Genomic DNA, 24,503 nt, shown 5'->3' on the forward strand with positions numbered 1-24,503 from the left:
CAAGCAAACGCTTCATGAACGCACAAAAATAATGCACACAAATGGTGCACCGATAAAAATTTGCCCAATTATGAAGCGGTGCAGGGTTTGAGTAAGTTAAGAAGACTAAAAAGTGCGATGAAATTAGGATGGAACTATTCAATACAGCGCATGGTCTGTTGTTTACTATGACGACTATCACCCCTTCTTTCTTTGCGCCCGAGCGCAGTATTGAACACCGCGCCGCTGCAAATAAAACGGCGTGGCGCTCCTTATTGGTCTCTGGTTTTTTACACGTTTTTGGGGTCATCGTGGTGATCATACTTTCTCAGTTGAGTATCAACAGCCAAAAAGCACGCGTAAATGATTTGGAACGAACGCCTGAGATAAGCGCCAGACTGTATTACCCACCCATTTTGCGCCCTCCAGTCCAAGCTAAACCTCAAGAAATGAAATCAATCGATGTTTCACCAGAAAGGCAAGAAATTGAGTTGAAGACTGAGGCAACCAAAGCCACTGAAGCGCTTGATAGTAAGAATAAAATTGTGGAAAGCCCTACGACCAAGCAGCAAAAAAATGCTGAGCCGGATACACAGCAGGTACTCGTTGAAAGTAAGCCAACTAATACGCCGCCATCACCCACTTTTTCAAAAGATGCAAATAGGCGTGCTGGCTCACTAAACTTATCGGCTAAAGACGGTGCAGCGCTATATTTCGAAAAGTATCATAACGACAAAATAGCCGAAGATGCTGAGCAGGCAACGAGGGAATTCCAGGCACGGAAAAATAGTCCAGTGCTAAGTGGACCAAGCACACAGCAAATACAAGCTAATGAAAATCGACGCCCTTCAAAACGCGTAAACTGTAGCAGTACGACCAATAAAACTTTGGCGATATTGAGTGGAATTGCTGGTGGAACCTTAGAATGCACCAAAATGGACGACCACAAACGTTTTATAGAAGCCAGAGTCAATAAACTTCCTAAAGACGAAGAGATTAACTAGCCCTCTCTATCAACGATTTACCGTCATGTGAGGTAAGCCCTTATCACAGTCACTTTCTTTTGAAAAACTTAGGGGGTCGCCCGAAATACGCTTTGAACCGGCGACTGAATGCTGCAACATCTTCATACCCTGTTAGCTGAGCTATACCCAACATTGGTGTATCGGTATTTCTAAGTAGTGCTTTGGCCTTTTCCATCCTCACTTTTACAAGGTAATCTCGTAAACTATGCCCGGTGGCTTCTTTAAAGCGTGTTTTGAATTGCGTTGTTCCCATGCAGGCTATCCGTGCTAACTCCACCTGTGTAAAGCCTCGGGCAAGGTCGCGATGAATATGGCTTAATACAGGAGTCATTCGCTTATCCATGCTGCATCCTTTCAAGGATGTTTCTAGCAAGGTTAAAAATAGCGCCAGTATTTCTTCATGGCCTTGGTCAGCAAACTGGCTAATTTGAATCTCTACAAACGATAAAAACGCCTGTAATGCTGACGTTACCTGAAATATCGGGTGCAACCTGTCATTTAAATTAACTGGCACATACTCCAAGTCCGCCACAATAAATTTTGACAGTTCGTTAGCACTAAAATAATGGACCTCATTCGGCGCTATGCATACGCCTTCGCCTACGCCTACTCGCCCGCTAAAATTATCGATTTCTATCAAGATATGTCCGTTGATGGGCAGCACTAACTGAAAGTAGTTGTGTTTATGGCGGCACGTTTGCTTCGTATATGAGCGTACGGATAGCGATGGAATTGGGCTGTCAGTCATTTTATTGCTCCCAACAGTCCATAATAGGTAGTACTGTTCTTTTGCCTAACTCACCGTTTATTTGCATCTATTTCCTTGCCGTTAACTCAGTACTCTCTGCCGTTAGATTAAGCACTTTTATTCATTTTGTCACAAATACGTGCAATATTTGATACGCCTAGGAAGGCGTCGAACACTACGTTTAAGGAATAAATATACATTTAAAATAAAGACAATAACGGAAAATAAATGAATATAAACTTACGTCAAATAGTCGGCTTGGCAGGTGCGTTGTTACCCGCTATCGCCATGGGTCAGGTCTCCAATGGAGACTTTGAAACATGGACGTCTGGCGCACCTAATTCATGGTCAACTATCGACTCCGGCATTAGTGTAGCTGAAAACTCGGTCTACTCATTCTCGGGAAGCAAGTCTGCTGCAGTTACCGTCAATACGACAACGCAAGGTTCAACTGACTTCCGTCAGACAATCAATGTAACCGCCGGTCAAAATTATGAATTTTCAGTGAGGCTATATCACACTGAAGGTGCTGTAAAAGCACGCCTATATGTAGACGGTTATCAAGGTTATTCTGACAACAGCTTAACCGGAAACTGGCAACAGCTTACTTTCTCTTATTCCGCTACAGCGTCAAAAGAGATTGAGGTGGGGTTACGCTTTTATGATCAGACTGGCTTTGATGGGTCAGAAACCGTCTATGTAGACGCATTCGAGCCGACTACGCTTGGGTCAGGTGGAAATAACGGCGGTGGGAGCACGTGTGCTAGCCATTCAGGCGTTTTGAACTTAACTACCGACAATTACGGCAGCGAAACCAGTTGGCAAATAACTAACGCAAACAACCAAGTTGAAGCCTCTGGCAGCAGCTACGCTAGCAACCAAAGTTATACTGAAGCGGTTTGCCTTACTGATGGAGAATATACTTTTACCATTAGTGATGCCTATGGCGATGGAATTTGCTGCTCCTATGGCTCTGGCAGCTATAACTTGCTAATAGAGGGCGTGTCTGTTGCTAATGGCGGCTCTTTCGGCGCGAGTGAAAGCACCAGCTTTAGCGTTGGTACAACGAGTGGCGGCGGCAGTGGTGGTGGTTCATCAGAACTCACTGGTTACTATGCAAGTGCCAACGGTCTGTCAGGCTATGCGTTAAAAACCGAGCTTTACAACATTATCAAAAATCATAATACACAAAGCTATGGCGACCTTTGGACATTCTATATTTCATACACAAGCGACAGCTACTATGAAAATGACGGCTCCATTTTGGACATGTATTCAGAAAACCCAAATGGTAGTGACGCTTACAGCTACACGGCTGGTTCTGACCAGTGTGGCAGCTATAGTGGAGAAGGCAGTTGCTATAACCGCGAACACGCCTTCCCGCGCAGCTGGTTTGGCGGTGCAGTCTCGCCAATGAATACTGATGTTCATCACGTTTTTGCAACCGACGGCTACGTTAACGGTCGCCGAAGTAGCTATCCGTACGGTGATGTCGCAAGTGCTGCTTATACGTCATCGAATGGTTCCAAACTGGGCGCTGGCTCTTCTGCTTCTGGTTATACAGGCACAGTTTTTGAGCCCATCGACGAGTTCAAAGGTGACTTCGCTAGAGCGTATTTCTACATGGCGACACGTTATGAAAACGTCATTGCAAATTGGGAAACGAATAGCACCTATGGCGACGCAGTGTTGAATGGTACGAGTGATCAAGTATTTGAAAGCTGGTTCTTAACTCTGCTTTTAAGCTGGCATTCTCAAGACCCTGTAAGCCAAAAAGAAATCGATAGGAATGACGCTGCCTTCAATTTCCAGAACAATCGAAACCCTTTCGTTGATCATCCAGAACTGGTAAACAACATTTGGGGTAATTAACTTCAACATGAGAAGAGCACGAGCGTGTTCTTCTCAACTCACACTTCCTCTGATTTCGCCTTTTCTGTTGGAGATAGCCCTGAAAACTGCCTAAAAAGAACTGTGATTTATCGGCATTATTCCTGATTGTATATTACCCATGTTTTAAGTACGCTAAGCTGCTATTTACTGGGGATTACTCTAACTGTAATACATAACAAAGGATATTCGACGTGGCCGCAGCTAACTTACTTGCCCTACTTGATGATATAGCAACGTTAATGGACGACATCGCAACCATGTCGAAAGTCGCGGCGCAAAAAACAGCGGGCGTCTTGGGCGACGATTTAGCGGTAAACGCCGACCAGGTCCAAGGCGTTAAAGCAGACCGAGAGCTACCTGTTGTATGGGCAGTAGCAAAAGGCTCACTTATTAATAAAGCAATATTGGTTCCTGCGGCATTAGCCATCAGTGCTTTTGTGCCCTCTCTTATAACCGTCCTTTTGGTACTGGGCGGGTTATATTTATGTTTTGAAGGTGCAGAAAAACTGCTGCACAAATATCTTCCCCACGAAGATGAAGAAAAAACACGAGAAGCCAGAATAGAAGCGCTTACCCACGAAGATGTGGATATGGTAGCGTTTGAGAAAGATAAAATTAAAGGCGCTATACGCACCGACTTCATACTGTCTGCTGAAATCATTGTTATTGCATTAGGTACTGTGACCGATGCAACACTTACTACGCAAATTGGTGTACTAGTAGCACTAAGCTTAGCGATTACCCTTGGCGTTTATGGGCTGGTAGCGGCACTAGTTAAAATGGACGATGTTGGGCTTTACATGCTTCGCAAGTCGTTAACAGGTTCAATGAACACCCTTCAACGATTTATTGGCAGAGCGTTATTAGTTGCCGCCCCCGCATTAATGAAAACCCTTGCGGTTTTAGGCACTGTTGCTATGTTTTTAGTCGGTGGTGGCATCCTCACACACAGCATTGGCTTTTTGCACGTTATTACCGACTGGTTTACCGCACTTATCCCAGACGCATCGCTGGTTATGTCTATACTTGCTGATGGTGTTGTTGGTATTGCTGCTGGTGTGATCATTGCGCTAGTAGTGACAATGGTTTCACAATTTAGAAGTAAAGCGTCCTAGACCTATTCACTCTTTTATACATTGGCGGCGCTGCTCTTCTTTATAGACTAGCGCCCCTATTTCTGACCTTTCTCATGGTCACCAGTGTCGCTGCGCAAGTGTTAAAAAATTTGCGTTAGTCATTTTGACCACCTCTACATTAAATTCGCTAAATTTTAGTATTTCTTTAATCCCCCAATTCCACCTTCATTTTTTATCAAAAGTTAAAATTCACTAAATTCATATACTTACCTTATTTTTACGAGTTGGCACATCCCTCGCTATAAACTAATTGTTAATTGATAACGACTTATTATCGAAACCTTTAGCAACATGATAGCTGCCACGCAGTATGTTCAAGTGCAGTGTCTAACTTAATTTTTGGAGATTACTATGTTTATCGGTCGCAAAACTTTCACTGCACTTACTTTAGCAACTAGCGTATTGGGCGCATCAGCGTTCGCTGACGACACTCAGAACAACATTGTTTCGCATACAGATTTTATCGTTGAAAGCGCCATGCATGACGTTAAGCAGAACTTGGACCTAGGCGTGACTTATGACGTGTTAACTGCAAGCCATACGTTTGAGCCAGAAGTAGAAGAAGCAAATGCATTGGTTGCTGACATCACTATTACGCCGATTGAGCCTATCAGCTCAGACGATAACGACGCATAAGGAGAATGCACATGTTAACCGCCGCAACCCTATTTATGGTGGTACTCGGACCGGTTATTGCGTTTGTAGTCAGTGCGCTGGTGTTTTCAACAGCGCGCCTATTCCTTCAGAAAGGTCACTGAAAACGCAATAAAAACAAATAGGAACCTAACCGACTACCGCTAAAAGATTTGCCTTCCCTGGGCCTTTTACTCCAGAGGGAGATAGAAAGCACGGACTGTATCCCAGCCAAGTGATTGTGTTTTCTATCTTCTTACTGGAGTTTTTTTATCCGAATATCCGTTCCCACCAGCTTTTATCATCCTTGTCGCTGTCTTTGTCTACAGGACGGCCTGAACAATCTTGTTGAGGTGGAGGAAGCACATCCAAAATAGCCGGTACGCTTAAACTCCCAGCACATCCTGCAACCACAACCGCGCCGGTCTTGGCGTCAAAATGTGCAATGCCTAAGCCTTTTGGGAAACGCCTTGATAATGACTTGGGTGACTGAGATTTCATGTAGTTTATAAAGACGGGCAAGGCCCCACCTGCACCGGTCAAATTAACCGGTTGGTTGTCATCATTGCCTACCCAAACCGTAACCACATTGTTTCTATCGAAGCCACTAAACCAGCTATCGCGGTAATCGTCTGTGGTGCCCGTTTTGCCAGCCATATTCACATTCCCAAAATTCCAACCGATGCGCTTCGCAGTACCTTCGGTGGTTACTTTATACAAGGCATAGTTTAGCAAATAGGTTGCTGCTTCATCGGTGCGCTGAGCAAAAAACTCCGCCTTTTTCCAAAGCAGCGCGTTATCTGCTGTTACTACAGAAGTCACCGTATGAAGAGGTATGTAACGCCCATCATTTGATAAGGTCTGGTACATTTGGTTTGTACTAAATGGTGTCAATTCAAAAGCACCAAGGGTCAACGACGGTACTTTATCTACGGGGGTGGTTACCCCTAATCGCTCTATCGTATCGGCTAGCGCATCAAGCCCTATCTGCATGCCTAAATTAACCGTAGGTATATTTAAAGACTCGACTAGCCCTTGAAGTAAAGGCACCTGGCCTCTGAATTCTTTATCGTAGTTTTGCGGCGACCACGTTTTTCCATTTCGACTTTCAAGGGTAATGGGCTCGTCTTTAAGCGGCGTTGCCAGGTTAAATTGTGTAGGATCTTCTAGTGCGGTTAAGTAAACCGCAGGTTTAATCAACGAGCCTATTGGGCGTTTTGCGTCTAGTGCTCGGTTAAAGCCTTTGAACGCAAAGTCTTTTCCGCCAACGATAGCGCGTACTTCACCACTTGCACTATCTGTGACTACCATTGCGCCCTGTAATGGCACTTTCCTGTCTTTTTGCAAACCGTCTAGCGTACCCGACAATGCGCTTTCAGCACGTCGTTGGGCTACGATATCAAGTGTTGTAAACACTTTTACGCCCGAATCTCTTAAGCTAGGCTCAGCCAGAATTTCATTGAGTTCCCGACGAACCTGCTCCATGAAAGCAGGGTGTTTACCGCTTGCTAAGCTAGCCCCACTGGCGAGCCCTAACGGCATATTCACAAAACGTTCGTAGTCTTGACGACTAATTTCATTTTCATCAAACAGCATGCGCAACACTAAATCACGACGCTCTTTCGTGCGCTCAGCATATTTGCGTGGGTTGTAATAAGATGGGCCTTTAATAATAGCAACCAACGTGGCTATTTCGGGCGTACTTAGCTCGTTAGCTGGTCGGTCAAAATAGAAATAGCTAGCAAGTCCAAAACCATGTACGGCCATATCACCATTTTGCCCCAAAAACACTTCGTTTAAGTACGCTTCAATAATTTCTGATTTGCTGTAACGGGCATCAATGATCACCGCCATAATGGCTTCTTTTGCCTTACGCACAATGGAACGCTCACGGGTTAAAAACATGTTTTTAACCAGCTGCTGCGTTAGCGTACTGCCGCCTTGAACCGTTCTACCGGCTGCAATATTTGCCATTAGAGCCCGCAATATTGAAAGCGGCGCAACGCCATGGTGATTATAAAAATTGCGGTCTTCCACCAGGGTTAGCGCTTTTGGCAACATTTCAGGAATGGTGTCTAACGTTACCAGCATACGGTCTTCTTGAGACCCGCTTGTCATGCGCGTTACTAACCAGGGTTCTAGCTTTGCAGAACCATACGGGCGGCCTTGCGACTTGTCATAAATTTCCCCAATACGTGCACCTTCCCACGTTATCACTAAATGACGCAGAGGCTCTGCGCCTTCTGGAAACTGAAACGCGCGGCGCTGTACAGTCAGCACCTTATTTTGATAGCTATATTCACCGCTACTGTCGGCAAAGGTTACCTTGCGGTAGCCCAGCAAATTGAGCTCATCAATGACTTCTTGGGGCGTTATCTCTTCACCTTTGCTGATTTCCAACGGACGGGCGAAGATCTGCGCGGGAACTTCCCATTTATTTCCAGAGAACGCATGCTTAATTTGGGCGTCAAGGTAGAAGGCATAGGCCCCAAGCACAACCAAACCAATAAGAGTGACTCGCCAAAACAGTTTGAAAAACCACGAGCGCTTGGCCGAGCCTTTGCCATTGCTTGATGCTTTACTTTTTGAAGATGGATTGTCTTTTGTCTGTCTTTTTGCCACGTGAAAACGCCATGAAGATCATTGAGGATGACATCGCACATATTGCGATATAAATTTAACGAACGCCTTTATAACGTTAGTTTTAATAGTATCAACATTACCATTCGGGCCGCCTCTCAACAACTGTTTCCAAATATGCACACTGCGAATTTGTATACTTCTGAAACGTCCCATGGCGCTAGTATGTTGAAGGACTAAAATGAATTTTACTCGCGTTTCACGGTCACAATGCGATAGCATGCTGGCAAGTAACACAGGAACCGTACTATGCGCTTAGCTTCATTTAAGTCTTCTTTTTTCTCTACTCGTTCGCCTAAAGGGGCCAAGTCTTACGCCTCATTTTTTCGACCGTCACTTCGCACGTCTATGGCTCTGCTTCTCGCGGGTGCGACAATGAATACAGCGCTAGCCAATGAACAATTCGCTAGCTGCACCGCAGCGCTTGCTGGTAAAGCCAAGCAGGAAGGGGTTAGCCAGCAGACTATCGATGATGTGTTTCCTCGTCTTGTTCACCAAGACCGTGTGATTGAGCTAGACCGAAGCCAACCAGAATTTGTACAAACCTTTCCAGGGTACTTCAGCAAGCGCGTTACCGACTGGCGTACCGAAAAAGGTAAAGAGATGTATGCAAAGCACGACAAACTTTTGCATAAGCTAAGTGAAAAATACGGCGTGCCTCCTCATTATCTGCTTGCTTTTTGGGGGCTAGAAACAAACTTTGGCTCTTACAAAGGCAAAATGCCGGTACTCGATTCGCTTGCCACTTTAGCGTGTGATAAGCGACGAAGCACCTACTTCACCCAAGAGTTTCTTGTTGCTGTGAAATTAATGGAGCGAGAGAAGCTGCAAAAAGAAGACATGATTGGCTCGTGGGCCGGTGCAATGGGGCACACCCAATTTATGCCTTCGGCCTATACCCACTACGCTATTGATGGCGATGGCGACGGACAAATAAATTTGTGGGCAAGTGAAGAAGATGCGTTGTCTTCTGCGGCAAACTTTCTTGCCAACTTGGGTTGGGAGCGCAGCTTCCGCTGGGGTCGTGAAGTGCAACTGCCTGAGAACTTTGACTATCAAGAGTCAGGCTATAAAAATAGAAAATCTCTCAGTGAATGGCACGCCCAAGGCGTGAAAAAAGCTGATGGTTCTGAATTGGGCGAAGGCGATACTACAGCCTATGTTATTGTGCCAGCTGGTCACAACGGACCCGCCTTTATCGCCTACAAAAACTTCCGCGTTATTATGCGCTGGAACAACTCAGAGTTTTATGCCATTGCCGTAGGTGTATTGGCCGACCGCATCGCTGGCGCGTCTGGCATTAAAGCCACGTTACCTGATCTACCTGCGTACAATCGCAAAGATATTATTGCCCTTCAAAGCAAGCTGAATGATTTGGGCTTTGATGTGGGTAAGCCTGACGGCATTATTGGCCCCGCCACCCGCGAAGGCATTCGCAATTACCAAATTAGTAACAACATGATTGCTGATGGGTTTCCGGGACTTGAAGTGATGGCTGCACTTAATATAGACCTTGCAACGACGACTTCTTAAACTTGAAATATGCTGCGCCATTTCTGGCGCGCATTCACTGTTTGGTATTTTCAGTGGCCTACAAGGTGTAAACCACTCACTTTGTTGGTGACTGAAAGTACTCAAACGTTAGGCTTGAAAAATAGGTTTCGAAATCTGCGGCCGCGCTATTTGCAAGTGGGACTCCCCAAACTGTATTCAGAATTACAGGTCCTTCGACGTCAAATTTAAATGTCGCCTTGCCCTCACTATCCGTTTTAACCGCTTGCTCTTTAGCGCTGTGATCAACCAAGGAATACGCATCAATAAGCGCGTTACTTAAAGGCTTACCTTTAAATAATACCTGAACAGATAGCGTGTTTCCTGCAAGCTTGTAAGGATGTTCAAGAGGCACTATTTCCAATGTGTGGCCAATGGGTTTTAATACGTTGTTCGTTACCGCGTCACCAACTTGCACAATGGTTTTCGCCTTTCTAGAGTACAGCTCTTTGCCGGCGATATCGTTTTGTCCCCTCGCCTCGCGGTGCGCCAGCACCTCAGTTAAGCCTTCTTCTCTTGCATACTGATTAAACTTCTTCGCTTCTAATGTGCTTGTGGCGTGATAGCTTTCAAACCCTATGACGTGGGTACCGGATGGGAGCTTGGTTGTTTTTGCCATGCCCGGCAGCATTGAGGTTTTAGGTACAACACTGGCAGCCATATCAGTCACACCGTCAAAAGAGTAGGTGCGCAACGCGACTATTCTATCCCATGCAAGGTTCCAATGAGAGGTATCTTCCTTATGACCCACTTTAAACTGCAATGCCAGCGAACTCGGCTCTTGAGGACGATATGCTGTGGGCTCTAGCCAAAAATCGTGAGCTTGTACGTTAATTGAAGTAGTAAATAAAAAAGCAGCAGTGGCAATACAAGATAGTTTCATTGCGTAGTTTAACCCGTAAATAAGAGTGAGGTTTCATACTCCAACTTAGCGCAAGTTTCAGCGCACGACCACTGTCGTAAAAAACATACTGTGTACGAAACTGGCATATAGGAAAATGGCGTATAGATACTACTCTTGTTTAAAATAAACAAAAATCACCTGAAAACGATGGTTTGTGTAGCCGTATCAGCGCGCTACATATGCTTTTTTGTTTTGCTGGTCGGCGATGCATTTGCGGGGTCATCTGGCCAAAAGTGCTTTGGATAGCGCCCCTTCATTTCTTTTTGTATTTCCTTATAACTGCCATGCCAAAAGGCGGCTAAATCACTGGTGGTTTGTAATGGCCTACCTGCTGGCGACAGCAGCTCACATACAACGGTAATTCGCCCACCCGCTATCGTTAATGGCGTGCCTTGAGAATATAACTCTGGCATTTTGACCGACAGCACCACATCTCCATTATCGCGATAATCCAGGCTAGCCTCTCTGCCCGTTGGAATAGTCACGTGAATTGGCAAGAGTGTGGCTAAGGCATCTTGCTGAGGCCAAGAAAGACCATTATTCAAGGCTGTTTTCCACGGTAACTGCTTAAGGTTTTTGATGTTTTTACAGTTTTTTAAGACGGGCGCTAAACTGTCTTTGGCCTGGTGCACGAGAGCGTTCAATGACAACGGCCACGGATCGGGTTCATCGAAGGCTTTGTCTTGTGGCAAATTGAGCTTCCCAGCCATTGCCACTCTTCGCCACCATTGCCAGTCTGCGTCAGAAAGCGGCCAGCTTGATAGAGGAAGTGCATCAAGATAGGCGAACCATGCGTTGCATAACGCATCATCCCAGAATGCTTTTTCACGACTTTTTTCCTGTCCAGAAACCGGTGTGCTATTTAACGTTATCTCATAAAAGCCCGTACTTACTCTGGCTTCCATTACCCCAGTATCGCTGTTAAGAATAACGCTGCGCTTTTCTTTGAACGCGTCAGGAAAGGCTAAACGCAACCAGCTTTCAGGCACTGACTGTGCCAAGCGTATTGCCACCGTGCTTTTTATCAGCTGCCCGTCGAGCACTGCCAGCCATGGTCCATCGCCATTTTCGCTCTCATTAAAAATGGACGCACTACCAGCAGCAGTGAGCTCTGCACCTTTGCCACTTGCCAGTTTGTATTCGACTATACCGGTCTTAGGCTTACCATTTGTTGTATTCGAGCTCTCTGCCGATTTATCTGACGCACTGCGCCTATAGCCCACCTGCAAAGGAAATGCGATAGCGATACAAAGCCCAAGGGCTTGCTCGTCTAGTTCGTTAATATCAGGCTTAAAGCGTTGTGCTTTTCCTTCATTATTTTGCACGTAGCGCGCATAACGGGTAGCTTGCTGTGTAAGCTGACTGCGCGTGTTGCTATTGGCGTGGAGCAGCGCATCCATGACATTTGTTGCGCCACCTACACTGATATTACTCTCGCTAAGAGCCACAACAAAGGGAGCAGCGTGGCGAAGCGCTTCGTTGTCATCAGCACTAAGTCCATCAATCCCTTGTTTAACGGTCAGCAATAAGTGGGCTAAATGGGGCTGACAGGGTAACTGGGCCAGCGCTCTTCCATAGGGAGTAATGCTGGATTGTGAGATAGCATTAACCCGCTGAAGCTTTTGTTGTGCAACCTGTTGCTGCGCTTGTGTAGGCTTCGTCAACAATGCCAAGGTATCTGGGCTACTGCCCCAGGCTAAGGTATCAAGCAAAAAGCTACTTAAGTCTTCCTTTTCAATTTGCGCCGCATTGTGTTTGGCCAAACGCTCGAAGCTGCTTTTGCTACACAAACGATAGCAGGTTCCGGCCATTACACGCCCCGCGCGCCCCGCTCTTTGAATGGCGGATGCTTGCGAAATGCGCTGCTGGGTAAGCGCAGTTATGTCACTGGACGGATGATACTGAGCACTGTTTTCCCATAGGCTATCAATAACCACCGTCACGCCTTCAATGGTAAGACTCGTTTCAGCAATATTGGTAGATAATATGATTTTTCGTCTGCCTTGCGGGTCTGGCGTAATAGCGGCTTGTTGCACAGATTTACTTAACGCTCCATAGAGCATGTGAACGGCTATGCCCGCACTCTCAGCAACGCCTTTTATATCCTTAGCAACGGCATTAATGCTTCCTCGCCCAGGTAGGAAAACCAAAATATCACCGCCGTGTTCGCCTACTGCCTGCTTTATGATATTGCAGGTTTTGGGTACTAACTCATGCGCCTGCACATCTTGTGTGTAGCGAATGTCAACGGGAAACATGCGCCCTTGCGTATTCAAGTTCACTACTGGCAGTACGCTATGCGCATTGAGCAACATTTGAAGGGGTGCTACATCCAAGGTAGCCGACATTACAACTAATCGTAAGTCATCGCGAAGCCCCGACTGTACTTCAAGCGCTAGTGCCAAACCGAAGTCACTGTGAATACTGCGTTCATGAAATTCATCGAAGACAATAGCAGCTACCCCAGCAAGCTCAGGGTCTTGCTGAATCATGCGAGTCAGGACCCCTTCGGTTATGATCTCAAGCCGAGTGGCAGACGATGTTTTCGACTCCCCCTTAATGCGATAGCCAACCGTTTCGCCCACATTTTCATTTAATTGCCTAGCTAAATAGTCCGCAAGGTTTCTCACCACCACGCGCCGTGGCTGCATAAGTAATATTTTTCCTTTAAGCGATGATTTCAGCAGTGACAAAGGAAGTACGGTGGACTTTCCCGCGCCCGGAGGAGCCCCTATGATGATGTTGCTAGCGGCTACAGCTTCTTCAAGCGGCGTAACGAGTTCATAAGCGGGTAAGTGAGAAAACGGCTGTAACATAAAGGGCATAAAGGTGTTATAAGTTGATGGGTATAGTGTACCTGATTTGAGCAATGCACCCGAACCTCACTGCTATTTTTTTAAATTTGGCAAATAGCTCAATACTTGCGTCTTGTTTTGGAAATCGCAGGTAGCGCCATGGTAAACTTAGGTTTGTATGGACATTAACGTGATGTACAAGCTAAAGGGCAAATTGGAAGGAGGAAAGCTATGCGAAGCTTTATTGGTTTAGATCTTAGCGCCACAGAAAAACTTGCTCTAGATAGCTGGCGCCAACAGGCATTGCCTGAAGTTATGCCCCGGCAATGGGTAAAAAGCGAGTCTACCCGTTCTCGAAAGTCTACCAATGCGCGCTACGATCACACCAATAGCCAAGGGCCCGCGCAACCGTACGCAGTGCCGGCGGCGAACTTCCACATAACGCTTAGCTTTTTAGGTGAGATAAATCACCGGCAGCACGAAGCGTTGGTGTATGAACTCGATCAGCTTGTGAGCGAACCCTTTTCTCTAACCCTCGATGCAACGGGATTATGGAACGGCCCTAAGATACTCTTCGCTTCGCCGACAGATGCGCCAAAGGCGCTAGGTGAACTCGCCAAATTGTCGCGAAAAGCAGCCCGCAAGGCGGCAATAGAGGTAGAAAGCAGAGAATATAAGCCTCACGTTACGCTTGTCAGAAAGGCTACGTCGGGCTTGCCTCTTCCCCTTTACAGCCCCAATGTAGACGTTCACGTTTCGGCATTTCACCTTTTTGAGTCTGTCTCTACACCGCAAGGGGTAGTCTACCCTATCCGCCAGTCTTGGCCGTTAAAACACAATATGTCGGTAAGAGAAAAGCTGCGCCGAGGGATAACCGACGAGTAAAGGCAAACGCAATACCGTGCTGACTTGGGTAAACTGATGTCCATTTGACTCGCACCTTTTGAGCTTAAGACCTCATGTGATTATGAGTTATAGCAATTTAAGCTGGTTTAAAGTAGCGCGTCGCCTTTACAACACATGGCGGCACAGGTAAAAAGAAAGCCTGTTTTTTTATTCAAACTGCCCAAATGCAACAAACATTTAGATTAGTAATAGACTGCCCAGACCAAATTGGGCTCGTTGCCAGCGTGTCGCAATTTTTGGCCGACCATAACGCTACCATCGTTGAAGCAAGCCATCACACTGACTTACAAACCGGCCGCTTTTTCATGCGCCATGAAATTAGCACCGACTCGCTAAAGTTAGATCATCAAAGCTTTGTTAAAGAATTCACCCCGCTTGCTAACGAATATCAGATGAACTGGAAGCTGAGCGACTCCAACAAAAAACAGCGCGTCGCTCTGCTTGCCAGCCTTGAGTCTCACTGTTTAGTTGACCTGCTTCACCGCTGGCACACAGGCGAACTACACTGTGATATTCCGGTTATTATTGGCAACCACCCGCAAATGAAACAGTTTGCAGACTGGTACAAAGTCCCTTTCCATTGGGTAGACTTTAAAGCGTTAGGGAAAGAAGCCGCTTTTGCGCAAATCACGACTTTACTTCAAGAATACAAAATTGATTTGACCGTGCTTGCCCGCTTTATGCAGATTTTACCTGATACGCTTTGCCAAGAATTGCAAGGTAAAGCCATAAACATTCACCACAGCTTCTTGCCGAGCTTTGCAGGTGCTAAGCCTTACCAGCAAGCCTATGATCGCGGCGTAAAGCTAATCGGCGCAACCTGTCACTACGTAACTAAAGATTTAGATGAAGGCCCTATTATTGAGCAAAGCGTTAAGCGTATTAGTCACAGCGACAGTGCAGCTGATATGGTGCGTAAGGGTAAAGATTGTGAAGTAACGGCATTAGCTCATGGCGTGCGCTACCACTTAGAAGACCGCGTGATTATTCATAGAAATAAGACCGTGGTGTTTGCGTAAGTCTTTACAGTGATAAATTAAAAAAGCCCGCGAGTAAACATTACTTTCGGGCTTCTCTTTACACTTTTTTCGCTTTATTTAGACATTCTTTTTTACGTTGTTAAATCCATCATCACCTAGCACCACTTGAAGTCTCGCTTTTATTACGGCTTCCTTATGAGGATAGTGAAAGTCAAACCCTTTACCGTTGCCGCTTTCCAAAATGACTCCAAGGTAATGGTGAGAAAAATTAAGCGCATAGATAGTATTGGCGTTCACCCTGAGGGGCTGGCGATCAAGTCCCTGTAAAAAATGAAACACCACAAAATTACCATCTTTTTCTATCAATTTTTCAATGGGATATCTATTACCGAAGCGCCTGCTTCTTAAATAAGAGAAAAAGCCTATACATAGCCCAACACTACCTAGGGTAGCCGCTAGTTTAACTTCACCTTCTGCAGTGATATTTAAAATAAAAAGAGCCAGTAGAAACACTGGAACACCAAGAAATAGTGCCTTGTCGATGGGTTTGCGTTGCATCGTCTTCCCTGTGAAATTTTGATTCCCTTTAAAGACGCAATAAATCACAAAGCGGCTATGGTTTCAATACAAGCAACGGTTTCAATACGTCCACTTTCTTGTCATTAGGTTAGTGCTGTTATCGGTCTGACATGAACTACTTTACGCTTCAAACAGGGCTGGTGCGTATGGCACGTCTTAGCTTCATGTAATACCACAGGTTCGAGGCTGCAAACAGGGCTTCAGTAATGGCTAATCCCCACGTTTGCGTAATTATTCCGTACGCAGTGAAGTTGATGGAGCCAATGATCATGCATACCCTTAAACCCGCTTCCTTGCAGTGAAGTTCGCCAAACCGGTATGCCATAAAAGTTAACACCGGCATAGCTTCAACTAACGATGTTTTACCGGTTAGGTTATTCACCGTCAGCACAATAACCATCATAGAGATTAATGTAATGTAGGTTGCCACAGGAGACAGAAGTTTTTGTTTTATTAAACGATAACTGGTACTCAGCCCCGCCACCGTAATTACTACAGCTCCTCCCCACGCTTGCTCGAAAACCAAAAGTGAGCCAATAGCAATACATAACCCTAAATTCAGTAGCAGTAATTTACGTTCAGTGTTCGACCAAAAGGAAGCCAAAGCGAATGCAACGGGAAACGCGTGAAGAAGTAATTCAAACATGATGATCACAGTAAAAAAGTCAGTGGTTTACGAGCTGCGGAAGACAGCTATTCAGAACGCGCGCAGTGTAATTTCCAACCAGCATAAAGCCAATCAAAATTTGACCAATTTCGACGAATTACATATCAGCGCGATTTCTCTTCAAACCGCTGTGCTGCAAGGAATTACGTTAAAGAGCATTTAACTTATTTTTACATTATCTTAAGATGGTTTTTGTCATAAAACGTATAGATAAAAACAGACAGGAAAACTCATGGGTAAATTTAAATCATCACTCACCGCTATGGCGGTTGTGGTTGCACTCGGTGCATGTTCAGAACAAAAAGCACCTGAGACCACCAGCACAGATGTACAAAATACAGCGACATCTCAACAAGCACAGTTTGATAACGTGCTGCTTCAAGAGTTTAAAGGCCCGTACGGTGGCATGCCTGCTTTCGATAAAATGAATTTGGAAGATTTGAAGCCTGCGCTAGAAAAAGCCATGGAACTGAATCTTAAAGAGATCGAAGCCATCGCAAATAACGAAGCGCCACCAACGTTTGAAAACGTCATTGTTGAAATGGAGCGCGCAGGTGCAGAGCTTGGACGCGTATTCACGTATTACGGCATTTGGAGCTCAAACAAGTCTAGCCCTGAATTCCGCGAAATTCAGGCCGAGATGTCACCAAAACTGTCAGCTTTCTTCACTCAAATTACGCAAAATGAAAAACTCTTTGAAAGAGTGAAAACGGTGTACGAGTCTGATGAACTGAAATCGCTCACGCCAGAAGAACAGCGTATTACGTGGATGACTTACAACAGCTTCGCGCGCAACGGTGCAACGTTAGATGGCGAAGCGAAAAAGCGCTATGCTGAAATTAACCAAGAACTTGCTACTCTGCACACCAAGTTTTCTAACAACGTGCTAGCAGACGAAGAAAACTACGTTACTTATATTACTGAAGACCAGCTTGACGGCCTACCCGCTTCGTTTGTAAAGGCAGCTAAAGCGGCAGCAGAGTCTCGCGGCGAAGAAGGTAAGTATGCGATTACCAATACGCGTTCGTCTATGGACCCGTTCTTGACCTACTCAACCAATCGTGAGCTTCGCGAAAAAGTATGGCGTACTTACTACAACCGCGGTGACAATGCCGACGAGTTTGATAACAATGACATTATCAAGCGCATCCTAATCCTTCGAGATGAGCGCGTTGAGCTGTTAGGTTACGAAAATTACGCACAGTGGCGTTTAGAAGATCGTATGGCGAAGAACCCAGAAAACGCCATGGATCTGATGATGAAAGTATGGCCTGCCGCTATTGCTCGCGTTGAAGAAGAAGTGGCCGACATGCAGGCCATTGCCGATGCAGAAGGTGCAGACATCACTATTGCGCCATGGGACTACCGCTTCTATGCAGAAAAAGTGCGCCAAGCGAAGTACGACCTAGATTCAAACGAAGTAAAGCAGTACTTACAGCTTGATAAGCTGCGCGAAGCGATGTTTTACGTTGCAGGTCGCTTGTTCAACTTCAACTTCACACCTGTTGAAGAAGGCAAAGTACCCGTTTTCCACGAAGACGTGAAAGTATGGGAAGTAACTGACAAAGACAGCGGTGAGCATATCGGTCTTTGGTACCTTGACCCATTCTCACGCCAAGGTAAACGCTCTGGTGCTTGGGCAACGACGTATCGCTCTTACACCACGTTCGATGGCAAGAAGACCGTATTGTCTTCAAACAATTCGAACTTCGTGAAAGGTGCTGATGGCGAAGCTACACTTATTTCGTGGGATGATGCTGAAACCTACTTCCATGAATTTGGTCATGCTCTTCACTTCTTAGCGTCTGACGTAGAATACCCGTCTTCGCATTCTGGCGTACGCGATTACACTGAGTTCCAGTCTCAGTTATTAGAGCGCTGGTTGACCACCGATGAGGTAATCAACAACTACCTGGTTCACCATGAAACAGGCGAGCCAATTCCAGCAGAACTAGTTGAGAAGATTAAGAAGGCCTCAACCTTCAATGAAGGCTTCAAAACCACTGAGTACATGGCTTCTGCCATTATGGATCTGAAGTATCATACTACCGATCCTAGCAAGATTGACCCTGATACTTTTGAGCGTGAAGAGCTTAAGAAGCTTGGTATGCCAGAAGAAATCGTTATGCGTCACCGTTCACCTCACTTCGGTCACGTGTTCTCGGGTGAAGGTTATGCTGCGGCCTATTACGGCTACATGTGGGCAGAGGTTCTTACTGCTGACGCAGCAGAAGCCTTTATGGAAGCACCGGGTGGTTTCTACGATAAAGAAGTAGGCGATCGCTTAGTGAAATATCTATTCGCCGTACGTAACGCAATGGATCCAGCTGAAGCATATCGCAAGTTCCGTGGTCGTGACGCCAAGGTAGACGCATTGATGCGTGACCGTGGTTTCCCTATTCCTAAGGAAAGCAAAGAGTAAGTTAACGCACTTACCCTTCCTAGGTCCTGTTGTTATTCGCTCTACATCAAAGAGCAACAGGCCCTAGCTGTGGCTAATTAAATATTTAGCTTCAGTACGCCATTGGCCCTCTTGTTTTCTTCGTAAGCCAGAGGGCTTTTTTATAACTGACGTTTTTGTAAAGCCTCATCTTTCTATTGACCTATTGGTCAATTATGCTTCACAATCTCTTTGCCCTAGCAAAAAGTATAAACTTTGCAGGGAAAAGGTCGATAACTTGTCTGCGCTTTAAAAATAACAATAGCACTAGCGTAAGAATCAGAGAGTAGTACTGACCCGCCTAGGACTCAGTATCAGACGTTGCTGTGCCTGCAATGCCACGTCACCCTTGATCATAAATTTCAGCATTAACTTACGTGGTCGAAAGTCATGACTTTCAGTATAAAACAAAAACTCATTATTTCTCTTATTGTGGCGGTGCTCGCTGCTGCTATTCTTGTAGGTTCTATTAGCCAATGGATTGCCCGTGATCTCGTTAAAGAGAACATGGAAGAACTTCAGCTTCCTTCATTACTTAAACAAGTTGGTAACCGAGTGGACGGGGAAGCAAGTGTAATGCTTACCGTTGCTCACGGCATTGCTTCTAACCCCGACATTCTTGCCTGGTCGTCGGCAGGCGCAGATAGCGCTGGCGAACGCCGTCTCCTTAGCTATTTAAGTAATATCGTTGATTTTAACGATTTAACGGTAGCCTCATTTGTAGACAGAACCACCTACAAATATTGGAACCAAGATGGTTTCTTGCGGGTGCTACAAAATGATGAATTTGATGGGTGGTTTTTCGCTTACAAAAATAGCGGCGAACCAATTTCACTAAGCCTATACAACGAACCGGGCCAAGGTTACCGACTTTTTGCGAATTACCAGCAAGTAAACGGCAGAGGTATGTCGGGTGTCGCTAAATCGGTCGATGAGCTGCTAGATATCATCAATGCGGTGAAAATTGCGCAAACCGGCTTTGTCTTTCTTGTTGACGGAAACGGCACCATTATCGCTCATCCCAATACCGAGTTATTAGGAAAGGCTAAGTTAGCGTCCATAAGCGATTCAAGCACATCAGGGCAACTACTCAATCGTCAGGGCTTTGCTATGGCCACCAGCGACGCGGCAGGCGACACGCAACTGTTTGCCAGTACCTATGTGGAAAAAGCCGGTTGGTACGTGGTTGCACAAGTACCCGAGCATGAGCTTTACGCATCGCTAAATGCAGGCAGCCGCCAGATTATTATTTGGGCTTTGGTGATAGCAGGCGCTTTCGCACTTATTGGTATTTGGCTAGCAGGCACGCTTACTAAGCCACTTGAATCACTGGCCGATGTTTTCCAGCAGCTTGGCAGAGGACAAGGCGACTTACGCTCTCGTATTCCTATGCCAGAACAAAAGGAAATTGCCCGATTAGTGGAAGGGTTCAATAACTTTATTGATCACCTTCACGGCACCATTTCGCAAGTGGCGAAAACAAGTCACGCACTAAAGGCGTCAGCACAAGATGTTGCGAAGCAGTCTCATCAAACAGAAAACTCTACCAAGAGCCAGCGCGATCAAACCTTACAGGCGGCAGCCGCGCTAACAGAGATGGGCAGTACGGTAAATGAAGTAGCCCAGTCAGCTACCCATGCTGCGCAAAATGCGAATATGGCTACAACTAATTCCGCTCACGGTCGAGAAATTACCCAACGTGCAGTACACGCGATAAACGGTCTTTCGGGTCAAATTCAAGATGTGTCTCGGGTTATTCAATCACTAGATGAACACACCGCAGCCATTGGCGGTATCCTCGATACAATTCGAGGTATTTCAGAGCAAACCAATTTACTTGCGCTAAATGCTGCTATAGAAGCAGCTCGGGCTGGCGATCACGGCCGAGGCTTCTCAGTCGTTGCTGATGAGGTGCGAACACTTGCACAACGTGCCGCTCAAGCGACTGATGAAATACAGGTGAAGATCGATAAGTTCCAGCAAGACTCTAAATCTGCCGTTTCGCAAATGGAGTCAAGTCGAGCACGCACAACCGATGTGGTAACCGCAACCAATGAAATAGACAAATTGCTTCAAGATATCGCCGAAGAGATTGCTCACATTAATGATGTGAACACGCAAGTGGCGACGGCTACGGAAGAGCAAGCCACGGTGGTTGAAGATATCAGTCGAAACATTAATGACATTAGTGCATCAAGTGAAGAAACCCTGAATGCGACTAAGATATTGGTTAGCGTGAGTGACAAGCTCGATGAACTGGCGCAAGAACTCTCGTCTGAAGTGAGCAGATTTAAGCTATAAGTTTACTTATGCCTTATGAATGGCAAAGCGGTGAGATAACACAACCTTATGCGCCACCATTTAGAAAGTGATGGCGTATTCTACTTTTACTTGATTGTCACGGCTGGAACGCCATGGCAATTGCATTGATGCTCCTTCACTTTCCCACGATTCTCTCATAGCTCCAACAGTAAGAAGGTGCTTGTCTTCCTTGAATGGAATTTCTACGTAAAGGCCTGCTGATGTACTGGTAGGCAGACGAATTGTATCGGCAACCGGAATGCTCATCTCATGACGGGGGCGTACTTTATGGCTTAACCCCAACCGATAATCACCTCTATCCCACCAGCTAACCACTTCAAATTCGTGGCTTCTGACACGCTGAGACATAACACCGTAGTCAAGCAACCCTTTGTTGTAATGGACAATGGCTTCAACGTTAAACATTGGCGCCAGTTTTTGGCTAAATGCAAGTTGATACTGCTTTTGTTTGCAGCCTTTGAACTTAATTTTATTCTTAGTGAGAGTTAGGGAAAACGTATCGTCACTGTCTGAATATTTGTTGAGCCATTCTTGTGCCTTTTCGACCACAGAGGCATTAGCTGCACCCGCCAATAAAAAACATGGACAAAAGCACATTGCTAAAAAGGACTGGTTTAAACGTCTCATTTTTCGCTGCCTCTCAAATTGTGGTTGGCTACAACTTATTCGATCACAATTTCAGTATAGACAGGAAAGTAGGCAGTTGGGTATTAGCCATTTTACTAACATCGACTAAAAGATAACTTTAAAAGAACAGCTGCTGACAATGAAAGAGCGCTTATTCACAACCGTGAATAAGCTTGGGGGGATTGGCTGCCAGACTTCAATCAGCTCGCTTTTTTATAGCGTTGCTCGTTACGGCGTTACCTGTTTTGGCGCTACTTGTTATGGCATCACTCTGGCGCTAGACAACGATGCTTTGCGCCCTTCCGTAGCTTCTTCGCTGAACCAATATGTGCCGCTATTATCCACGCATATGCCTTCAACTTGTTTATATTGCTCAAGCGGCCATACATCAAGAAGGGCAAAGTCGCTTGATACTTGAGCCATGAAAGTAGCAAAGTTTCCAAATGGATCTGATTTGTAGCCGGTGATAACAAACCTATTTTGGTGCTGATCGAAGTCTACCCCAGTTACCACGCCCGGCAGTCCATCAATGGACGCAAACGTACTAATGGTTTGCTCAGCTTCGTCTTCGTTCACTTTATAGATATGGGTTATACCAGTTTTCCAACTTTTAGAAAAAAGAAGCAGGTCATCGCCATGCTTAACCATCGCCTCTGAGTCAAAATCATGTGCATAAGGAATGTTATTCGAAGCGTCATTACCCTCGTATTTCAATGTAATAGAGGTGATGTCATTCACATTTGAGCGGTTTACTTTATGTATTTCGACCTGCTCTCTTTTGCCTTTATTGTTTCCCACATCCGCAATGTAAAACGATGAAGCGTCAGCGGTTATTGCTTCCCAGTCTTTATTGGTGAGCGGTAAGCGCGTTCGTTCAATAATTTCACCCTGGTAATTTATACGATAAATGATGGGAGCATTACCTGAGTCATTTAATGAGTACATGCCGTCCGTTTCGCAAAATAGACCCGATGTTTCTGAAAGTTCTTCCGGCAACTCAACGATATTTTTTATTTGTAACTGTGCAGAAGGGATGGGATATTGAACTGCGCATGCCGATGCTAGTACAAGCGATGCTGATAAAGCCGCGAATTTAAAGTGAGTGTTCAATGAAAGGCTCCGAAAAGAACGATAAGTGACGAATAATATCAAACCTACCCACTCTCTAACATGCATTTTAGTGCGCTAAATAAGGTCTATTGGTCTAAACTTTTAGCCCAAGCGTATATCGCTATAAACTTAGGTTGGCCTAAAGTCTCTGTATGACAAATGTTTAGGCTGATATACCATGGAATAATATCAACACGTTAAGGACTCACTTTGTCAGACCCGCTTCTTTCACTCGTTGCAGTTGGATTGCTGTCAATTACCTGCCAATACTTAGCCTATAAGGTTAGGCTCCCTGCTATTTTACCGTTGTTAATTGTCGGTATTGTGGTTGGCCCTGTTTTTGGCGTGCTCAACGCGGACGACTTATTCGGTGATTTGCTGTTTCCTGTCGTTTCTCTCTCTGTTGCCATTATTCTTTTTGAAGGGTCACTGACGCTGAAGTTCAGCGACATCGCGGGTCATGGGAACATGGTTCGAAACCTTTGCTCTGTGGGCGTGGTTGTAACCTGGCTTGTCGCAGCCACTGCAGCGCACTACAGTCTTGATCTTACTTGGCAGCTATCCTTCCTATTCGGAGCCATTGTTACCGTAACAGGCCCCACGGTTATAGTGCCCATGCTCAGAACCGTGCGACCGAAAACGAATTTGGCCAATATCTTACGCTGGGAAGGGATTGTCATAGACCCTATCGGCGCTCTGCTCGCCGTACTGGTTTTCGAGTTTATCGTTGCATCGCAAGAAACCGCCATTACCCATACGCTAATAGCGTTTGGCAAAACCATTGGAATTGGCTCCGTACTTGGTCTCGCTTCTGGCTATCTGCTTGGTCTGTCTATTCGCAAAGACTGGATACCGCACTATTTGCTTAACACCGCAGTGTTAACCGTTATTCTGGGTGTATTTGCAGCGTCTAATTACGTGGCGCACGAGTCAGGCCTTCTGGCCGTTACCATCTCTGGTATGGTACTGGCTAATATGAAGGACGTTGATGTAGAAGACATTCTTGAGTTTAAGGAAACCCTGAGTGTTTTACTTATTTCAGGGTTATTCATCTTGCTTGCCACTCGCCTAAACTTACAATCGGTTGTGGATGTTGGTTGGGGCTCAATTGTGGTTCTTGCTGCCATTATGTTTGTGGCACGGCCATTGTCTGTACTGGCGTCCTCCGTTGGTACCGGACTCAAGCTAAATGAGTTAGCTTTGTTAAGTTGGATCGCACCTCGCGGTATTGTTGCAGCGGCGGTTTCTGCCCTTTTCTCTTTAAAGCTTGAAGAAATTGGTTATGAAGGTGCAGGCATTATCGTTCCTATCGTCTTTATGGTGATTATCGCGACGGTTGTGGTGCAGAGCCTAACGTCACGTACCGTTGCGTCGCTACTTAAGGTGAGAGCGCCAGCGCCTACTGGCTACCTTATTTTCGGTGGCAGTAAGTTCAATCGCGCCTTAGCGACGGAAATGATAAATCAAAAGCTGGACGTTACCATTGCTGATACTAACTGGGATGCGATTAGAGAAGCGCGCATGAAGGATATTCCGGTATATTTCGGTAACCCGATGTCTGACCATGC

At 45.7% G+C, this 24,503-nt stretch carries 19 protein-coding genes; 11 read left to right on the top strand and 8 right to left on the bottom strand.

Annotated elements, in window-relative coordinates; all coding sequences use genetic code 11:
* Nucleotides 1-128: 128 nt before the first annotated feature.
* Nucleotides 129-983: a hypothetical protein gene (locus QVA83_RS21720; protein WP_287498961.1), complete on the top strand. Its 855-nt coding sequence runs from the start codon at nucleotides 129-131 to the stop codon at nucleotides 981-983.
* A 49-nt stretch (nucleotides 984-1,032) separates the two neighbouring features.
* On the opposite strand, the gene QVA83_RS21725 is transcribed toward QVA83_RS21720, so the two are convergent.
* Nucleotides 1,033-1,752: an AraC family transcriptional regulator gene (locus QVA83_RS21725; protein ID WP_014975463.1), complete on the bottom strand. Its 720-nt coding sequence runs from the start codon at nucleotides 1,750-1,752 to the stop codon at nucleotides 1,033-1,035.
* Between the two features lie 228 nt (nucleotides 1,753-1,980).
* Here QVA83_RS21725 and QVA83_RS21730 point away from each other — a divergent pair, with 228 nt between their 5' ends.
* From QVA83_RS21730 to QVA83_RS21740, 3 genes are all read left to right on the top strand, one after another.
* The gene (locus QVA83_RS21730; RefSeq protein WP_156077795.1) at nucleotides 1,981-3,624 is read left to right on the top strand and encodes an endonuclease; all 1,644 of its coding nucleotides are present in this window, start codon (nucleotides 1,981-1,983) and stop codon (nucleotides 3,622-3,624) included.
* Between the two features lie 212 nt (nucleotides 3,625-3,836).
* Complete coding sequence (locus QVA83_RS21735) at nucleotides 3,837-4,760, top strand: DUF808 domain-containing protein (RefSeq protein WP_014975461.1); 924 nt, start codon at nucleotides 3,837-3,839, stop codon at nucleotides 4,758-4,760.
* Nucleotides 4,761-5,132: 372 nt separating this feature from the next.
* A complete protein-coding gene (locus QVA83_RS21740; protein ID WP_014975460.1) occupies nucleotides 5,133-5,417 on the top strand; it encodes a hypothetical protein in 285 nt (94 codons plus the stop codon).
* Between the two features lie 267 nt (nucleotides 5,418-5,684).
* Here QVA83_RS21740 and mrcB read toward each other — a convergent pair whose 3' ends face one another.
* A complete protein-coding gene (mrcB, locus tag QVA83_RS21745; protein ID WP_014975459.1) occupies nucleotides 5,685-8,036 on the bottom strand; it encodes a penicillin-binding protein 1B in 2,352 nt (783 codons plus the stop codon).
* 267 nt (nucleotides 8,037-8,303) lie between these two features.
* Here mrcB and QVA83_RS21750 point away from each other — a divergent pair, with 267 nt between their 5' ends.
* Nucleotides 8,304-9,587, top strand: coding sequence for a lytic murein transglycosylase (locus tag QVA83_RS21750; protein ID WP_014975458.1), 1,284 nt, complete (start codon nucleotides 8,304-8,306; stop codon nucleotides 9,585-9,587).
* Nucleotides 9,588-9,663: 76 nt separating this feature from the next.
* Here QVA83_RS21750 and QVA83_RS21755 read toward each other — a convergent pair whose 3' ends face one another.
* Both QVA83_RS21755 and hrpB read right to left on the bottom strand, forming a co-directional pair.
* Nucleotides 9,664-10,488 carry a DUF4198 domain-containing protein gene (locus tag QVA83_RS21755; protein WP_014975457.1) on the bottom strand — a complete coding sequence of 275 codons (825 nt, stop codon included), beginning with the start codon at nucleotides 10,486-10,488 and terminating at the stop codon, nucleotides 9,664-9,666.
* Nucleotides 10,489-10,682: 194 nt separating this feature from the next.
* Nucleotides 10,683-13,379, bottom strand: a complete 2,697-nt coding sequence (gene hrpB, locus QVA83_RS21760) for an ATP-dependent helicase HrpB (protein ID WP_014975456.1) — start codon at nucleotides 13,377-13,379, stop codon at nucleotides 10,683-10,685.
* A 156-nt stretch (nucleotides 13,380-13,535) separates the two neighbouring features.
* On the opposite strand from hrpB, the gene thpR reads away from it, so the two are divergent.
* Together thpR and purU are read left to right on the top strand one after the other, a co-directional pair.
* Complete coding sequence (gene thpR, locus QVA83_RS21765) at nucleotides 13,536-14,189, top strand: RNA 2',3'-cyclic phosphodiesterase (protein ID WP_014975455.1); 654 nt, start codon at nucleotides 13,536-13,538, stop codon at nucleotides 14,187-14,189.
* A 185-nt stretch (nucleotides 14,190-14,374) separates the two neighbouring features.
* Nucleotides 14,375-15,229 (top strand): formyltetrahydrofolate deformylase, encoded by an 855-nt coding sequence (gene purU, locus QVA83_RS21770; protein WP_014975454.1) that lies wholly within the window; start codon nucleotides 14,375-14,377, stop codon nucleotides 15,227-15,229.
* Between the two features lie 78 nt (nucleotides 15,230-15,307).
* Here the strand turns inward: purU and QVA83_RS21775 are convergent, their stop codons facing one another.
* Together QVA83_RS21775 and QVA83_RS21780 are read right to left on the bottom strand one after the other, a co-directional pair.
* On the bottom strand, nucleotides 15,308-15,748 hold the full coding sequence (locus QVA83_RS21775) for a hypothetical protein (RefSeq protein ID WP_014975453.1): 441 nt from the start codon (nucleotides 15,746-15,748) through the stop codon (nucleotides 15,308-15,310).
* 148 nt (nucleotides 15,749-15,896) lie between these two features.
* Entirely contained in the window at nucleotides 15,897-16,415 is a 519-nt protein-coding gene (locus QVA83_RS21780; protein ID WP_014975452.1) for a YgjV family protein, read from the bottom strand.
* On the opposite strand from QVA83_RS21780, the gene QVA83_RS21785 reads away from it, so the two are divergent.
* The 3 genes from QVA83_RS21785 to QVA83_RS21795 all read left to right on the top strand — a co-directional run bounded on the left by QVA83_RS21785 (nucleotide 16,414) and on the right by QVA83_RS21795 (nucleotide 21,177).
* Nucleotides 16,414-16,599, top strand: coding sequence for a hypothetical protein (locus tag QVA83_RS21785; RefSeq protein WP_014975451.1), 186 nt, complete (start codon nucleotides 16,414-16,416; stop codon nucleotides 16,597-16,599). The genes QVA83_RS21780 and QVA83_RS21785 overlap by 2 nt on opposite strands.
* Before the next feature lie 69 nt (nucleotides 16,600-16,668).
* Nucleotides 16,669-18,858, top strand: a complete 2,190-nt coding sequence (locus QVA83_RS21790; RefSeq protein ID WP_014975450.1) for a M3 family metallopeptidase — start codon at nucleotides 16,669-16,671, stop codon at nucleotides 18,856-18,858.
* 408 nt (nucleotides 18,859-19,266) lie between these two features.
* The gene (locus QVA83_RS21795; RefSeq protein WP_014975449.1) at nucleotides 19,267-21,177 is read left to right on the top strand and encodes a methyl-accepting chemotaxis protein; all 1,911 of its coding nucleotides are present in this window, start codon (nucleotides 19,267-19,269) and stop codon (nucleotides 21,175-21,177) included.
* 60 nt (nucleotides 21,178-21,237) lie between these two features.
* Here the strand turns inward: QVA83_RS21795 and QVA83_RS21800 are convergent, their stop codons facing one another.
* Together QVA83_RS21800 and QVA83_RS21805 are read right to left on the bottom strand one after the other, a co-directional pair.
* The gene (locus QVA83_RS21800) at nucleotides 21,238-21,825 is read right to left on the bottom strand and encodes a hypothetical protein (protein WP_014947986.1); all 588 of its coding nucleotides are present in this window, start codon (nucleotides 21,823-21,825) and stop codon (nucleotides 21,238-21,240) included.
* Nucleotides 21,826-22,083: 258 nt separating this feature from the next.
* On the bottom strand, nucleotides 22,084-22,935 hold the full coding sequence (locus QVA83_RS21805) for an SdiA-regulated/phytase-like domain-containing protein (protein ID WP_014975448.1): 852 nt from the start codon (nucleotides 22,933-22,935) through the stop codon (nucleotides 22,084-22,086).
* A gap of 210 nt (nucleotides 22,936-23,145) precedes the next feature.
* On the opposite strand from QVA83_RS21805, the gene QVA83_RS21810 reads away from it, so the two are divergent.
* Nucleotides 23,146-24,503: cation:proton antiporter (locus QVA83_RS21810; protein ID WP_287498962.1), on the top strand; the 1,358-nt coding region annotated here is incomplete at its 3' end.

Source organism: Alteromonas sp. AO-Serp (assembly GCF_017849675.1).
Lineage (GTDB): Bacteria > Pseudomonadota > Gammaproteobacteria > Enterobacterales > Alteromonadaceae > Alteromonas > Alteromonas macleodii.

Coding starts and splice junctions, on each gene's coding strand:
- thpR (WP_014975455.1), top strand. CDS start 13,536: ATGCGAAGCTTTATTGGTTTAGATCTTAGCGCCACAGAAAAACTTGCT.
- QVA83_RS21780 (WP_014975452.1), bottom strand. CDS start 16,415: ATGTTTGAATTACTTCTTCACGCGTTTCCCGTTGCATTCGCTTTGGCT.
- purU (WP_014975454.1), top strand. CDS start 14,375: ATGCAACAAACATTTAGATTAGTAATAGACTGCCCAGACCAAATTGGG.
- QVA83_RS21775 (WP_014975453.1), bottom strand. CDS start 15,748: ATGCAACGCAAACCCATCGACAAGGCACTATTTCTTGGTGTTCCAGTG.
- QVA83_RS21725 (WP_014975463.1), bottom strand. CDS start 1,752: ATGACTGACAGCCCAATTCCATCGCTATCCGTACGCTCATATACGAAG.
- QVA83_RS21785 (WP_014975451.1), top strand. CDS start 16,414: ATGATGATCACAGTAAAAAAGTCAGTGGTTTACGAGCTGCGGAAGACA.
- QVA83_RS21755 (WP_014975457.1), bottom strand. CDS start 10,488: ATGAAACTATCTTGTATTGCCACTGCTGCTTTTTTATTTACTACTTCA.
- QVA83_RS21800 (WP_014947986.1), bottom strand. CDS start 21,825: ATGAGACGTTTAAACCAGTCCTTTTTAGCAATGTGCTTTTGTCCATGT.
- QVA83_RS21750 (WP_014975458.1), top strand. CDS start 8,304: ATGCGCTTAGCTTCATTTAAGTCTTCTTTTTTCTCTACTCGTTCGCCT.
- QVA83_RS21740 (WP_014975460.1), top strand. CDS start 5,133: ATGTTTATCGGTCGCAAAACTTTCACTGCACTTACTTTAGCAACTAGC.
- QVA83_RS21730 (WP_156077795.1), top strand. CDS start 1,981: ATGAATATAAACTTACGTCAAATAGTCGGCTTGGCAGGTGCGTTGTTA.
- QVA83_RS21790 (WP_014975450.1), top strand. CDS start 16,669: ATGGGTAAATTTAAATCATCACTCACCGCTATGGCGGTTGTGGTTGCA.
- QVA83_RS21795 (WP_014975449.1), top strand. CDS start 19,267: ATGACTTTCAGTATAAAACAAAAACTCATTATTTCTCTTATTGTGGCG.
- QVA83_RS21720 (WP_287498961.1), top strand. CDS start 129: ATGGAACTATTCAATACAGCGCATGGTCTGTTGTTTACTATGACGACT.